General features: G+C 63.9%; 12 protein-coding genes. 9 read left to right on the top strand and 3 right to left on the bottom strand.

Features of this window, described 5'->3' with window-relative positions; translation table 11 throughout:
* Window positions 1-15 precede the first annotated feature (15 nt).
* The 3 genes from SINAC_RS36370 to SINAC_RS36360 are packed head-to-tail and all read right to left on the bottom strand — an operon-like array spanning window position 16 to window position 3,878.
* A complete protein-coding gene (locus SINAC_RS36370; RefSeq protein ID WP_015250532.1) occupies window positions 16-1,281 on the bottom strand; it encodes an SGNH/GDSL hydrolase family protein in 1,266 nt (421 codons plus the stop codon).
* Window positions 1,278-2,435, bottom strand: coding sequence for an SGNH/GDSL hydrolase family protein (locus SINAC_RS36365; protein WP_015250531.1), 1,158 nt, complete (start codon window positions 2,433-2,435; stop codon window positions 1,278-1,280). The genes SINAC_RS36370 and SINAC_RS36365 overlap by 4 nt, the downstream gene beginning before the upstream one ends.
* 45 nt (window positions 2,436-2,480) lie before the next feature.
* The gene (locus SINAC_RS36360) at window positions 2,481-3,878 is read right to left on the bottom strand and encodes a hypothetical protein (protein WP_015250530.1); all 1,398 of its coding nucleotides are present in this window, start codon (window positions 3,876-3,878) and stop codon (window positions 2,481-2,483) included.
* Between the two features lie 551 nt (window positions 3,879-4,429).
* Between SINAC_RS36360 and SINAC_RS36355 the strand changes: the two genes are divergently transcribed.
* From SINAC_RS36355 to SINAC_RS36315, 9 genes are all read left to right on the top strand, one after another.
* Window positions 4,430-5,242, top strand: coding sequence for a hypothetical protein (locus SINAC_RS36355; RefSeq protein ID WP_015250529.1), 813 nt, complete (start codon window positions 4,430-4,432; stop codon window positions 5,240-5,242).
* Between the two features lie 136 nt (window positions 5,243-5,378).
* On the top strand, window positions 5,379-7,217 hold the full coding sequence (locus tag SINAC_RS36350) for an ArnT family glycosyltransferase (protein WP_157579482.1): 1,839 nt from the start codon (window positions 5,379-5,381) through the stop codon (window positions 7,215-7,217).
* A gap of 529 nt (window positions 7,218-7,746) precedes the next feature.
* A complete protein-coding gene (locus tag SINAC_RS36345) occupies window positions 7,747-8,358 on the top strand; it encodes a hypothetical protein (protein WP_015250527.1) in 612 nt (203 codons plus the stop codon).
* A gap of 519 nt (window positions 8,359-8,877) precedes the next feature.
* A complete protein-coding gene (gene ltrA / locus SINAC_RS36340; RefSeq protein ID WP_015250526.1) occupies window positions 8,878-10,293 on the top strand; it encodes a group II intron reverse transcriptase/maturase in 1,416 nt (471 codons plus the stop codon).
* A 491-nt stretch (window positions 10,294-10,784) separates the two neighbouring features.
* Window positions 10,785-12,257, top strand: a complete 1,473-nt coding sequence (locus SINAC_RS36335) for a flagellar biosynthesis/type III secretory pathway lipoprotein (RefSeq protein WP_015250525.1) — start codon at window positions 10,785-10,787, stop codon at window positions 12,255-12,257.
* Window positions 12,254-12,856 (top strand): FliG C-terminal domain-containing protein, encoded by a 603-nt coding sequence (locus SINAC_RS36330; RefSeq protein WP_015250524.1) that lies wholly within the window; start codon window positions 12,254-12,256, stop codon window positions 12,854-12,856. The genes SINAC_RS36335 and SINAC_RS36330 overlap by 4 nt, the downstream gene beginning before the upstream one ends.
* A complete protein-coding gene (locus SINAC_RS36325) occupies window positions 12,849-13,157 on the top strand; it encodes a FliG C-terminal domain-containing protein (protein ID WP_020467705.1) in 309 nt (102 codons plus the stop codon). Before SINAC_RS36330 ends, SINAC_RS36325 begins: the two co-directional genes overlap by 8 nt.
* 155 nt (window positions 13,158-13,312) lie before the next feature.
* On the top strand, window positions 13,313-13,891 hold the full coding sequence (locus SINAC_RS36320; RefSeq protein WP_015250523.1) for a FliO/MopB family protein: 579 nt from the start codon (window positions 13,313-13,315) through the stop codon (window positions 13,889-13,891).
* Entirely contained in the window at window positions 13,888-14,823 is a 936-nt protein-coding gene (locus SINAC_RS36315) for a flagellar type III secretion system pore protein FliP (RefSeq protein ID WP_015250522.1), read from the top strand. Before SINAC_RS36320 ends, SINAC_RS36315 begins: the two co-directional genes overlap by 4 nt.
* Window positions 14,824-14,841 lie beyond the last annotated feature (18 nt).

Here is a 14,841-nt window from a genome sequence, read left to right as displayed (position 1 = left end):
TCGAATCCGAGTCATTCAGGGTTGGTTGTCACCAACGTCCTTTGGAGGGGTTGGCCGGAACGGCTGTCCGACGGGTCCGTGATCGTCGAAGTCGGTCGGTCGAGGCGTTTCGAAGAGGGTTTCATAGAGGTCGTCGTTGACCAGGGCTCGGGCCAGCGCCCGGAACAGGCGGTGGTGGCCCAAGGCGTTGGGATGGTCGTCCAACGGGCCGATTTCGAGGTCGGCCGGGTCGAGGTCGTCGAACGTGTTCGACAGATCGAAAAGTGTCGTGGTGTGCGGGGTGAGGACCGCACGCAGCGCCGCCACGTTTTCGTCGCGGGCGTTGGGAGCGTCGGCCTTGCCGACCCGGGGAATAATCATGCTCGCCAGCGGGATGCCCGCCGAGCGGCATTCTGCGGCCAAGGCGCCCATGGTGGCGTCGTAGATGGACCAGTAGTGCGGACGCAGCTTCCCCTTGATCGCATTCTTGTCGCGCAGCTTCTCGTCGGCATTCAGCCGGATGTCGCGCTCAGTGATGCCGGCCTTGGCCACCGCTTGGCGGAGGAAGTCGTAGGTGACGTCTACTCGGCATTGAAACATGTCACAGAGGTGGATCTCGATCAGCCGAATGTCGAGCATCGTGGCCGAGTAGAGCACCAGGTCGGGATCGAATTCGATAGCCTTGCGCCGGAACGACTCGAAACGCTGCATCGGGCTGTAGGCCGGGACGGCGAAGTTGAGGACCTCGAACCGTCGCTTGATGCCCAGCTTCATCGCGTGGTCATTGAGCCAGTTCTCCAGCTCGTTGACGTACATGGTTTCGGAGCCGACCCCCCAGCCCATGTCGATGGACGAGCCGAGCACGGCGATCCGGAAGGTCTCCGGAGGTTTTTGATGCTGATGGGATCGGCCGCGCATGCCGAATGTGTTGGTGATGAAGGGCTCACCGTAGAGCATCTGGTTCACGTTCGGCCTGAGCTCGAACATGAGGACGTCTCCGTCCAGGCTCCGCTTGAGGTCCGAAGCGCGGGGGCGTCCCCAGCCTTTCGGCTTGCCGATCAGGCTGAGCGTCAACTCGCTCGGCCCTCCCTGCGGGGCGTCGGTTCCAATCAGGCCTTCGTAATAACCACCTGCGTTGATTTCGCGGTCGGTCCGATTCATCTCGTTGGATCGGGCGCTGTCGACCGCCGATCGGGCGCGGACCCAACCCACGGGGAGGGGGACCAGGCCCAGCAGCAGGATGGCGAAGGTCTTCACAAAGCAGGTTTGTGCGGCACCCATCATGGAGTCGTTGCTCGTCATTGTCGGCCGCCCCTCTCCCCTGTCTCTACCTTCGGGGGTCGAAGCAGGTTGGTCTGCCGCTGCAAGGCTGCGTCGAGCCGTTGGGCCAGCATGGCATGGCCTCTGGCGTTGGGATGGTAATCGTTCGGGCCAACCGCCAGGGTCTTGGGCTCGATCCCTTTGTACGTGTCGGAAAGGTCGACGATCGCTGTGAACCCTGCGTCGCGTGCCAGTGCGATCAGGCGCTGGATCTCGGCCTGGTCGGCTGTTTTGCCCACACGCGGGACCATGACCAGGATGATCGGCACACCTCGGGCGCGGCAATCGGCGGCAGCCGCTCGGAAGACGCCGGCCGCGAATTCTTCACGATAGGGCCGAAGCACTTGCTTGTAAATCTCCATCGTCCCCCCAGGCCGGGCCTGGGCTCGCTTCAGGACGTCGCGATACATCGCCGAGTCCCAGCCGATCCCCCGTGGCAGGAGACCGCGGAGCCGTCGTTCGTCCCAGCCCGAGTCGGCCTGAGTGGATTCAAAGAGGACCAGGTCGGGCTCGGTGGCCCAACCCACTTTCTTGAAGTGTTCCCAGCGCTGGCCCGGCCCGTGGCCGGGAATCGCGAAGTTGAGGATTTCCACCGATGGCCCTCCGGCCTCTTTCGACCGTCTGTCGAGTTGACGCTCCAATACGGCTTCGAATGCCTGACCGTCGCCGACCCCCCAGCCGGCGCCGATCGAGTCACCCACGAAGCCGATCCGGAAAGTATTTGGCGGCTTGGTTGATTCATAGTGGCGGTCACGCATCCCCAGGGCGTTGGTGGTCCAACGCGCCCCGGCGTGGTCGACCGACAGGTTGGGCTTCAGCACGAATTCGCGGAGGTCGTCAACCCCCTGCGCCAAGGGGCCTCCCTCGAACGGCACCGGCTTGGCCTGAGACCGGCTTCGGCGTGCCGACTCGGGTTCCACCGCGTCCGAAGCGCCAAGCTTTCGGCCTGCGTCGAGGATCTGCTCGTAATAGCCCCGTTCCATCTTCTCATAGTCGGCCTGGCTCATCTGGTCGTTACGCAGCGTCTCGCGAAACCGCCCCGGCCTCCCCAATGCCAGACGGCCGGGCGCCAACCCCCAGGCGAGGATCGCCGCCGTCGCGACGATCAGAACGGTCTGCGACGAGCAACGGGCCATGATACGCTTACCTCTTGAACAATCCGTCGGCCAAGGGACTCAGATTCAGATTCCGGTCCCGCGACGCATCAGGTCCACCCACGACTCGAGGGTCGGACTCGACCAGAGCGACCAGAGCAACGCAATCGTCGTGAACGTGGCCGCGACCTTTGCCCCACGCACCAGATGCCCTAGCGCCGTCAGCGGCCCCTTGCTCGCCCGAGTGCGGGCCCGCGACCGACGCGCGTCCAACTGCACGTTGACCAGGACCAATGCTCCCAGGATCCCCCAGAACAGGGCGTCCGGCCCACTGAAGCCCCACGAACCACGGAGCCAGAACGATTGATAGGCGTGCAAGGCCCAGGTCGTCACGAACACCACCACCGTCGCGATCGCCAGCGCCGCCGGCTGCGGCCAACGCTTGAGCCGGAACACCACCGGGTTGAATACCAGGCGGACCATGAAGTCTTTCCAGTAAATGTTGATCCGACGCCAGTAGTCGGTGAACCCGGTCGCCAGCAGGTAGTGATGATGCGTCAGAGGAAGCTGGAACCCGAACAGGTGGAGCATCCCGCAAGCCATGTGAAACTGGCCCGAGACTCGGAGATAGAGCAGGTAGTTGCAGACCAGGTACCGCACCAGGCTGGTCATGCCCTGGACCTCTTCGGCCGGGATCAGCCACTCGTGGTAGACCAGGCGGTAGAGGAGCAGGTGGATCGTACCGTCGAAGATCATCTGGAGACCGGCACGCTGGGTGGTGTGGATCTCCCGGGAGAAATAGCCGCGATGCAAGGTCCGGTAGTCGACCACCGGGAAGTGGAGGAAGCAGTAGTTGGGCAAGAGGAAGAAGTAGCTGAGCGTGTCGACGACCGACTCGGGGGCCTTGGCATGCTTCAGCTCATAGAGATAGATCAGGATCCGGAACATGAACATGGTGGCGAGCACTGGCCAGACGCTCTCGGGGACTGTTGCGGCCAGGCTCTCGGGTCGGATCCGGGCGATGGCGACGGCGATGACCGCGAGCGTTGTGGCCCTCGTCCACCAGGGGATCGGCAGGCGGCAGACGCCGATCAGGAGTAGCGCCAGGGCGACCACGTAGGTCGCGGCCAAGGGGCCGAAGACGAGGGCCAGGCCGGCGATCGAGACGGCGACGAAGAGTGGCTTCTTCCAACGATAAGGGAGCAGGTAATGGACGGGGAGGGCGACCAAGGAGAGGGCGATGAGGAGCTGGAAAGCCCGCCCTTCAACGCGAAAGACCTTGAAAACCGCCAGAAAGAGTCCGAGATGGGCGAGGATCGGCAGGAACTGCCGGTAGTCGCGTCGGCAAGCCTCGGGCTCGCCGGGATAGAGCCCGGGTCGAGCTTGCTCGGTTGCAGGGGCCGGGTTGGACCCCGGTTCCGATGCCGTGTATTGGCGATGAGGTGTGGGCCGCAGAGCGGTCGGGCGTTGAGTCTCAGGCCGCATGCGCCAGCCCCTTCGTTTGTGGCATACCGGATCAGTTGCAGTCGGCGCAGATCGCTCGATAAAGCGACAGTCCGAGCAACCTACGGTGGGTCTCGGTTTGCGGTAAACCAGGGAGGACGTGGGCGCCGGGGAGGAATCGACCCGGAGAAATTAAGTGCGGGGGCTAGCCCATCCTTGAGCCAGTTACCCCCCCGCGGCAGCCGCGACATCCCTGTTTCGCTACGTATATTCCGCTTAGACGGCTCTATCTGATTTCGTTACGTGAAGAGGGTGTCGTCTCCATTGGCTCCGAAAAGCTTCGGAGTTCCCCCTCCTCCAGAGGACGCCAGGGTATACCCGATCTTCCGAGGAACTGTCAACGCGAATGACCGAACCCCGGGGGCCCGAGATTGGGGGGATTTCAAGGGGGTGACGCCCAAGCCGATCCGGATACCATTTCGCTCGTGGGCAGGGGACAAACCAGGTATCCTTGACTTTTGTATTTCAAAGAGGAGAGACCTCCTCGGATTCGTTTCCGAAAGGTTCGCACCACTTGCTGGCGAGGGTCAACCATGATCCGACCGCATGTCGGAGGACTCGGACCGGCGTTCGCCTGGCTTCTCTTCCCGCTGGTGCCGGCTTTCTTGGGACGGGCCTATTACGAGACCTGCAATCTCTCGTTCTCCCAGGCAGGGGGGCCCGATCCTCGCGACTGGGACTGGCTCGCCTGGGTGCTTCTGACGGGACCGCTCTTGGGCTATGGCTTTCTGGCGGGGGCCACGCTTGACCTCCAGGATGAGCAGGAGCGTCGCGGGTTCCGGGGGTGGATGTCCCGTCGCGCCGTCTGGGTTGGAATCGGTCCCTGGTCGGGGTTCCTGATCCTGGCCGGTTTCATCCTTGTTCTGAGAGCCGTGGCCGGATTGCTCCCCAAGGGCTGGCAAACGTTGCCTTCTCCCCCGTCTCATTGGGGGCAGACATGGTGGTGGGGGCTTCTTTCGTGGGCTGGGCTGATTGGCTTAGTTGGCGTGGTTGCGTATGGCTGGTTGTTTGTGGCGTTGGCGGCCTTCCGCCGCGCGCGGCGGAGGGGGCAATGCGGCCGGCTGATCCAGCGGGGTTTGGGGGGAGCCTTGGCGTTCGTCGGATCGCTCTTCGGCAGCTTCTGGGCGATCACCGAGGTGTGGCGGAGCTACTTCTTTGATTCCAGGATCGTCCCTTTCCTGATGGCGGCCTTGGGTCTGGCCTTGCTCAGTCTGAGCGGCTGTGCCTCGACAGCGACTTATGGTGAGGTGCGTCGTCGCGAGCTCTTCAGCGCTATGCTGATGGCCTGGCTGGTGGGCTTGGCCTTCGCCTGGCGGTGGTGGAGCCGGCCTCGTGGTAAATCGTAGCTAAGGAGGCCTCGGCTTGTGGGATCGGGCCATCTCGGGTATTTTCCCGCGCCGTCTCAACCGAGATGGTGCTGCGATGGAGTGCGAAACCGTCGGCCCAAAGCTGCGAGGCGAGGCGATTCTCAGGGAGGAGACGATGCCGACGTTGGCCATAAAGGGGTGGGCGCAGCGCTGGGGTATGGAGGCCGTGCTGGCCGTCCTGGCGGGCTTGGTATTCCTGGGTTGCCTTGGCGCGGTGGACATCTGGGGCAAACGGGAGCAACGCGCTTCGGCCGAAGCCCTCGACACGGTCGACCACAACCACTGGCGGATCGCGCAGATCCAGGGTCGGCCTCGGCTGGAGAAACCTCCGCTGCCCCGGTGGACGATTGCGTCGTTGATCACATTGACCGGCCGGCGCGACGAATGGATCGTCCGACTGCCCAGCGCCTTGGCGGCGATCGGGACGGTGGCCTTGGTCTATGGCCTGGGCTGTCGGCTGGGGGGCCGCGCGGTCGGTCTTTCGGCGGGCCTGGTCCTCACGTCGATCGGCTTTTTCATCAGCGAGCTCCGGCAGGCTGGTAACGATGGTCCGCTCGCCTTCTTCACGACCTTGGCCCTGTACGCGGCCTGGCGGCGTCTGAATGGGAATTCCCCGGGAATGGACGAGAGCCTTGAGCCGGCACCGGCTGAGGCTGGGGCCGTCGCGTCGCCGGTGGGAGGGCGGAACTGGAATCTGCTGCTCTACGCGGCGCTCGGGCTTGGGTTTCTGACCAAGGGGCCGATCATCCTGATCCTGGTCGCCCTGGCGTTGGCTCCTTACGTCGTGGCCTCGGGCCGGTTCCGCGAGGCTCTTCGGCTACTGAGCGACTGGCGGGGCGTGCTTGTATTCCTGGTGCTGGCCTTGAGCTGGCCGGTGCCTGTCTTGCTCAACGACCCCCTCGCCGCGCGGGTCTGGTATTTGGAGATGGGCCAGAAGGCAGGGACGGCCGGGGTCACGCACCACCGGCACCACGAGATCCTGGCCGTCGAGTGGCCGATGATGACCGCGCCTTGGGTCGTTCTGGCCACGACGGGGTTACTGCTGCCATTCCTGCCTCGAGGGCGACAGTATCGGCCGCAGATTTGGTTCCCCTGGTCCTGGGCGGTCAGTAACCTGGCGATGTTCTGTCTCTGGTCGGTCGCCAAGCCGAACTATTATCTCCCTTGCCTTCCGGGCGTGGCTCTTCTGGTAGGAGTGGAATGGGTTCGCCTGTCGCGAGCGGCCCGCGACCTCGAGTCGAAGCGGGTCGGTGCCCGGCGGTTCCTCCAGGTGCACTGGGTGGGCATGTTCGTGGCGGCGGCCATCGCCCCCGTGATCGTGAGGCAGGTCGCTCCTCCCTACTTTGCACCGATCGCGGTCTTCTCGATCGCGGGCATGGTTGCCGTGGCGCTGAGCGCCTGGGCCTGGCGGCGCGGGGCCGACGCCGGAGCCTTGGTTCCGTTGGTCGGCGCCTGGGCGATCGGCGTCCTGCTGATCTACGGTGAGATCGCCCCCCGTCATAACGCCGCGCGCAGCCACCGCGCCTTGGCAGCCTCACTCGAGCGGATCTTGCCGCCCAGCGAGCGGACGATCATGTTCTTCGAGGAGCTGGACGAGGGCCTCTGGTTCTACCTGAGCGGTCGCTCGCTGGTCCCGGTGCCGGGGAGTCAGCCTCGCTATAACAAGGGGTTCGACCTCGACAATGATTTCCGCAACGGACAGCTCGAGCTCGACCCGCTCAAGCGGCAAGAGGCCGAGAAGAAGCTCCTCGTGTCGTGGATGACCTCCCCCGACCGGACTTCGCCTTACGTCTTGATCCGCAAGAAGCTCTACGACGCGTTCGCCCCGGCCCTGGCCGGCCTGGCCACCCCGGCTTATACCGAGCAGGGGCTTGTCCGCAACGAACTCGTCCTGCTCCGCGCCACCCAGCCTGCGAGCCTCGCCACTCAGCCCGACGAGGCCCGGAGACGTTAGCAGTTAGTCTATTTTGCTTAACCCGTTCAGATTCTGTTGCCCGAGGGGCGTCGACGACTTCGACGCCCCTCGGGCCTTTTTCTTTCGAAGGCGATGGTCCAAGAACGATCGCCTTGACCGTGCGAATCGGGCAGACCCTCCGTATTGGGAAAACTAAGTCCGGCATGACAAATCCGATTATCCGGAATGCTCTGCCCCGTTCTTTTCTGCATATTGCCAGGGTTGCCCGATCGGAACGACCGTCAAGGATGATCGTCGTAACTCGTTGCTACAAAACGTGAAGCGACCTCAAGGGAGAACCCTGGCATGACGATACAAAGGTTGGCTCGCCAAGGTTAGCCACGGCGAGGACTCGGGAGCACCGAAATGGGTGGTGTCGCCTGGAAGGTTGGGCCGAAAGGCCTCGGGCTCGGGAAAGCCCGCGGACAGGAGATACCGTGACTAGCCCAAACAATAAAGCGAAGAGTGAACCGGCCGGCCGGATTCGCCTTCTCTTGATCGAAACGAATGCCAAGGAGATCTGTCTCCCATGTTGAAGCCCTTGACTTTGAGCCTCGGCCTTGCCCTCGCCCTTGGTTTTGGTAGCGTGAGCCAGGCGGGTCTGTTCGGACACGACACCGGACTTGCCTCGCCCCAGGGCGTGGCCCCCAGCCCCCAGTACGCCCCCGTCGTCGCCTCGGCCCAGTGCGACACCGGTTGTGACGTTGGTTGTGCACCGGCTCCCAAGAGCTGTGGCCTGAAGAACCTGTTCAGCGGCCTGCACAAGCCCAAGGTTTACAGCTACGAGTGGGTCCTGAAGAAGAAGCGGGTTTGGGGCCACAAGTCCAATCCTTGCGGCACCCCGAGCTGCGACACCTGCACCTCGACCGTTTTCCCCTCGAGCCAGAGCTACGCCAGCCCCCAGGGCTATGCTAGCCCCCAGGCTTACGGTAGCGGCCAGAGCTTCAGCGCCCCGACCTACGGTAGCGGCCAGGCCTACGCTGCTCCCCAGGCGACCTCGATCGTGAGCCCGGCTCCGGCCCCGGCCAGCGACGAAGCCCCGCCCGCTCCGGAAGTTGCCCCGGCTGCCCCGGCTCCCGCCGCTCCGGCCGCCAACGCCCCCCAGAGCAGCCTGCTCTTCTCGACCCCCTCGGGTAACTGAGCTGGCTCTCGCTTCGACTCTTATCTGAGACCACTCGCCTCAAACGATTGAGTCCCAGACGCCCAGCGGCCCGCACATCTTTCTGGATGTGCGGGCCGTTTTTGTGCGCCAGGCATGTCGTGAATCTCGGAGGTGCAAGTCCTCTGCGGGCCGTGATGACCGGAACCGCAAGGCTAGGCAAGGGTGCCCACCGTGAGGTGGGATCTGAAGGAAGCCGATGCCATAACCTCGGACTCGACGAACAGAAACCGGATACAAGGCCGACGCGGTGGGGTAACCCGGCAATGGACGGGGACGCCCGAAAGTCATCCAGACACGCGCGGAGGTAAATCCGGCGAGGCCCGAGCGAAGGACTCACGACTTACCCTGGGAGATCTCCCACCTCGTCCGGGCGAACCGGAGCACCGACCCGGCAACGGGGCGGGATGAGGTGGGAGAAGTCAGCCGAGGCCGTAGTAGTCGGTAGCCACCGACGAAGGGCCGAATCTTTCTTGCCAAGGACCAGTCTGGAACGACTCGATGGGCATGGAGCGACCGACAAACAGGCTCTACCAACGGCTCCTCTTCGAGGGACTGGAGGAGGATCTGCGCCACGACGACTCTGGGGCGGGCGGCACCCCACCTGGAACGATCGAGGAGTCGCAAATGCCCGCGGCGTCCGACCAAGTACGAGCCTTGACCGAACGTCTGTTGGAAGAGGTCTGCGCTCGCGAGAACCTGAACCGAGCCTACAAGCGGGTGAAGGCGAACCAGGGAGCGGCCGGTGTCGATGGGATGACCATCGGCGGTGTCCGTGACTGGCTCGCCGGGCATAAAGAGGAACTCGTCGCGTCGTTACTTGACGGCACGTATCGACCGCAACCGGTGCGCGGGGTGCAAATCCCCAAACCCGGCGGCGGGGTGCGACAATTGGGCATCCCGACGGTCATCGACCGCCTCGTGCAACAAGCGATCCTCCAAGTGCTGGAACCCTTGCTGGACCCGACCTTCTCGGACTCCAGCTATGGCTTTCGACCGAAGCGTGGGGCGCACAATGCCCTGTTCCAGGCTCGGAAGTACGTGGCTGAGGGTCGGGTCATCGTGGTGGACATGGACCTGGAAAAGTTCTTTGACCGGGTCAACCATGACATCCTGATGGCGCGGCTGTCCCGACGCGTCGCCGACAAACGCCTATTGCGGATCGTGCGTCGCTTCCTCGAAGCGGGGTTGCTCCAAGATGGCGTCTGCACCAAGCGTCATGAAGGGACACCGCAAGGCGGTCCGCTCTCACCGCTCTTGGCCAACCTGCTCCTGGACGACTTGGACAAGGAACTGGAACGCCGCGGCCACTGCTTCTGTCGCTATGCCGATGATTGTAATATCTACGTCCAATCGAAGGCAGGGGGGGAGCGGGTGCTGAGGTCGGTCACCCGGTTCCTGGAGGAAGTCCTTCACCTTCGTGTCAATCGGGAGAAAAGCGCGGTGGCATTCATCGAGGATCGCAAGTTCCTCGGCCACCGTCTCCTGAGAGGCGGTCGGCTGGGCATCGCCCCAAAGAGCCTGGAACGGGCCAAGGACCGCATCCGCGAGATCACTCGGCGCAATCGAGGCGTCGGCCTCGACCGGATGATCACCGAGCTCAACTCGTTCCTGACCGGTTGGGTGACGTACTTCCGCCACGCGGCGTGTCGTCATCACCTGAAGGACTTGGACGGCTGGGCCCGTCGCAAACTGCGATGTGTGCGGATGAAGCAATGCAAGCGAACCAAACCCCTTGTCGACTTCCTGCTGCGGCAGGGAGTCCCTCGCGTCTCGGCGTGGGTGACCGCCCTGTCGGGGAAAGGCTGGTGGCGTCTGTCGGGGAGCCCTGCTGCCCACCAGGCGATGGACCAACCGTGGTTCGACTCTCTCGGTCTGGTCAACCTCGCCCAGCGGCACGCGACGTTGCAAGCCTGAAAGAAACCGCCGGATACGATGAGTACGTCCGGTGGTGTGGGAGGACGGGGGCTGCGAGGCCCCCTCCTACCCGATTGCGTTCGAACAACCCGCCTTTCGACACGTGGGCCGGCCTTCCCGAATGGTGTGGGACAGGTGTGAGCCCTCGTGAGCGCGTTCACAACGCCACACGCGATTGACAAACCACGCCGTTTGTGGATAACACTCCCCTCGCAGGATGCGACAGACTCCGTAATCCCATGGAAGGGATGGCGGCTGCTTGGTGAAGGGGCGTGGGGATTCATTCGATCCGCTCGTTCCCCTGCCTCGTTTGGCCGTTCGGGTCTATCCCGTCCGCTTTCCCGTCCTCGCTTCTTGGTGTTGCGTCGTGGTGGGCCGGTGAATCTCCCTTGTGAAGGCGCCTGGCGGGTTGTCCCGTCTCGTGCCGACACCGTGGTGGTCGCCAAAAGGGCCCGAACCTCGACGCGATCGAGTCGCTCGGAGGAGAATCGATGCGGACCGAGAGTCCTCCCTCAGTTGCTCCGACGGTCAAACGGATCTTGAGCCGGTTGGCCGTGGCCAAACGCTCGGTCTGGGCCCGAGGCCCCGTCGTGCGCTGGGTCGCGGTTCTCGGCATCGTGGCCGCGATCGGTGGGTTCGGTTACTGGGCGGCCATCCCTTCCCCGGGTAAGAACCTGGGCGAGGGACGCCAGTATTCAACCGACGCCATTACGCGAATCACCCACGCCCTCGACGCCGCGCACATCGAATACCGCGTCGAAGATCGCCGGATCGGCGTCGCCACCACCCGCTACGAAGAAGCCACGGACGTCCTGTCCAAGCTCGACATTAATGCCCGCTCCATCTCTGAGATCCGTAAGGACCTTCAGACCCCGAGAATTTGGGAATTGCCCAAGGATAAGGAACAGCGCGAGCTTCGGGCCAGGGCGGAGATGCTCGAGGTCTATATCGGCGAACTCGATGGGATCGTCTCGGCCTCGGTGGATATCTTTCAAACCACCACGAAGACGGGGGGGCGTCCCTCGACGATGACGACCGCCTTCGTGATGCTCGAGACCAAAGACTCACGTAAGATCGATCCCAAGACCGTCCAGAGCATCAAAACCTACATGCTGTGCAGCGAACCCTTGCTGAAGGAGGATGCGGTATCGATCATGGATCGGGAGGGCAACCGGTATCTCGATCCGAGTAAGCCCTCCCTTGACGTGATCTCACGAGCCCAGGCTCGTGAAGAAGAAATCAAACAAGAGATCTTGGGACAACTCGATTGGATCAATGACGCGCGGGTCACCGTCCAGATGGTTGCTCCCCCCGCGCCGGAGCCGGTGGCTGTCGTTGAGCCGCCGACCCCGGTTGCCGAGCCGAGCATTGGGGTGAACCAACCCTTGGATACGGAAGTGGCGTCGGCTCCTCCCGCCGTGGCGGCCCCCTCCGTCGGATCGAAAGCGCCCATCGAGACGAACTTCGCCAAGATTTGGGTCAAAATCCCGCGCAGCTTCTACTACCGCAAAGCGTTACCCCACCGCAACCTGTCGCAGGAGGACTTCCAGGCGATCCAGGCACGGACGGAGACGTTTATCAAGAAGGCGGCGGGGTACGTGATCCCCTCCGGAGCTTTCGAAATCTCGATCGACACGATCCCCGATGATGAGGTCGTGATTCGCGATCCGCTGGTCGCGCCTGCGGTGCCCGAGACGAGGCGGATCCCCTCGTGGTGGATCCCGGCCGGTGTGGGCGGAGGAGTGGCTGGGCTGCTCCTGATCGTCGGGCTCCGCCTGCTCGCGACGAGGCGGCCACGGCGGGCCCTGGCGGCCGAGCCGGCGCGGATCCGGTTTACTGTGAACGCCACTTCCGAAACCACGCCAGGTGCCTCGGAGCGGGTCCGCGAGCTGATCCGTCATAACCCCGAGGCTGCCGCAAGCGTGCTGAATCGCTGGATCGGCCAGGGAGGACACGCGGCATGACACGCCTGGAAACGCTTCGCGCAGCACCTGCCTCTGCGTCCAGTCAGGGAGTGGCTGCGGCGGTGGCCAACGACCAAGACGCCGGTCACGCCGACGAGTCGGCCCCGATCCGCAAGGCGGCCATTCTTCTGGTCAGTTTGGAGCAACCGCTCGCTTCGCAATTATTGGCACAACTCGATCGATCGGCCGTCGAGGCGGTGACTTTAGAGATCGCACGGCTCGAGCGGATTGCACCGGCGGAACAGCAGGCCGTTCTTGAGGAATTTTACGGCTTGGGTCTGCGAAGACTCCGCTTTGTGTTCGAAGACTTGGTCAAGATGGACGATAGAGACATCAGGGAGGCGTACCACGACGAAGACGTGGCGACCTGGGCTTTGGCCCTGGGTGGCGCGGCTCGCCCGGTTCGCGCCAAGGTCCTCCGAGCGCTGTCGGCTTTTGCGGCCGGCGGACTCAGTCGGGCCTTGGATCAGTTGGGCCCTTTCCGGCTCGACGATGCCGAAGCCGCCCAGATGGACGTTGCCGAGCGGCTTCGACGTCTCCATGACCACGGACGACTCACCCTTCCCGACCCCAACGGTCAGGAGGCCATCCTTGTCTGACCTCGTCGACTTCGAAGACCTGGGGGATCTTGACGGATCCGACCTACGCGCGGTCCTCGACCAAGTCTCTACCGAGCAGCTTCTCTCGGCGATGGCGGGTACTCCGCCCGGCCTGAGGCGGTTGCTGCTCACCAAGCTCTCGTCCTCCTCGGCGGTTCAGCTCGAGGCCCAGATCAACGCATACGGGACCGTCTCGTTCGAATCGGCGAAGAATGCCCAGCGCGCCTTGGTCGACGCCCTCTGTCGACTCAGCCGGGCAGGACAAGTCGCCTTTGACGATCCTGAAGATATGGTAGCCTAGGGCGAGATCATCCCCCACACGAGCTTCTCTTGGGAGAAGCGACCTCGTTGCGGTGGGGTGGACTCACCCGTGAGAATCCGAGCGACCCAGGACGGGAGATCGCGAAGATTTTCGGCCGAGCCAGATCCAGGGGCCATTTCGCAAAGGATTTGCGGATGCCGAGCGCGCGACTTCGCCAACCCATTTTCGCCGGGGCCATCGTGGTCTTAGGACCGCTGGCCTCGGTGTTTCTCTCCTCTCAGGCTTGGGCCGACCATGTCGCCCCCACGGCCGCGATTCACTCCCCTTCCTCATCGGCATCCTCCACCGGCACCGATCGCCAACCGTTCGCGCCTCGCGGCACTTCCGGCCGGCGCGGAGCGAAAGGCCCCGAAGGATCGAGCGGATGGTGGCTCGGGACCGGCGGAATTGCGCTGGCCTTGGCCCTCTGCGGTGGGATCAGCGTGGCTTCGAAGCGATACCTGCCCACCCGGAACGGCACGAGCTCGATGCGCGTGGTCGGTCGCACGGTGCTTTCGCCCAAGCATTCCGTCTATCTCCTCGAGGTGGGCGAGCGCGTCTTGATCATTGGCACGGGGGGCCAAGGGGCGCCTTCGCTTCTGGGTGAGCTGACGGATACCGCTGAGCGCGACGGGTTTCTCACGCCCCAACGCAGTGGCCCGACCGTCTCCGTACCGATCGGACCAGCCCCTTCGGCCGGCCGGTTCGACCGCCGGGTGGGAGACGACGAATGAACGCAAGGCTGATCAAGCCGGCCCTGGTCGTCGGTTTTGCCACCGCGTTGCTGACGCTCGGCGCCGCTCCACGGGACGGTCGCACTGCGGGCTCGCCTCCTCCTTCATCGGCGGTGACGGCAGAGCCTCGTGCGGCGGTCCTGGCGAACCGGCCGGTGCCTCCGATCACATCCGACCTCAAGGAGAGGGTGGGGAGCGGGACGGGTGTGAAGGTCGCCGAACCCTCGATCTCGGCTCCGGCCTCATCGAGCGATCTCCTGGCACCGCCCGAACCTGTTCAAGTGATCTCGGCCCTCAGGATGGCCGCTCCGTTATTGATCATGCTGCTGCCCGCGGCCGTGCTGATGTTCACGGCATTCGTCCGGATCAATATCGTGCTGATCCTCTTGCGGCAGGCGCTGGGGAGCCCGCAGGTGCCGGGCAACCAGGTCCTCTCCGCGTTGGCTCTGCTTCTCACCGCGCTTGTGATGCGGCCCGTCGCCGAGGTTGCCTACACCAAGGGGATCGAGCCTTACGCCTCGGGCCACTTGCCCGCGGTCGCGGCCTGGGAGGCCGGCACGAAGCCGATCAAGGCCTTCATGATCAAGCAGATCGAGCGGACCAACCATGAGGATTACCTCTGGCAGCTCTACGACCTGTCGGCGACCGGCTCGGCCAATCGGCCCGACCCGGTCAGCGGTGAGGATTTTCCGCTCCAGGTGGTGGCTCCGGCGTTCCTCCTGAGCGAGCTGACCACCGCGCTTGTGATCGGCTTCTACATCTACCTTCCGTTCCTGGTGATCGACCTGGTCGTCTCGTCGGTGCTGGCGGCGATGGGCCTGTTCATGCTCCCCCCCTCGCTGATCGCCATGCCCCTGAAGCTGATCCTGTTCGTACTGGCCGATGGGTGGATGCTGGTCGCGACGATGCTCCTGCAAAGTTTTGCGAGTTGAACATCAATCGACTTCAAC

Source organism: Singulisphaera acidiphila DSM 18658, assembly GCF_000242455.2.
In the GTDB taxonomy this organism is placed as follows: domain Bacteria; phylum Planctomycetota; class Planctomycetia; order Isosphaerales; family Isosphaeraceae; genus Singulisphaera; species Singulisphaera acidiphila.
The sequence above is the reverse complement of the archived record's forward strand: the minus strand, read 5'-3'. Positions and strand labels throughout refer to the sequence as shown.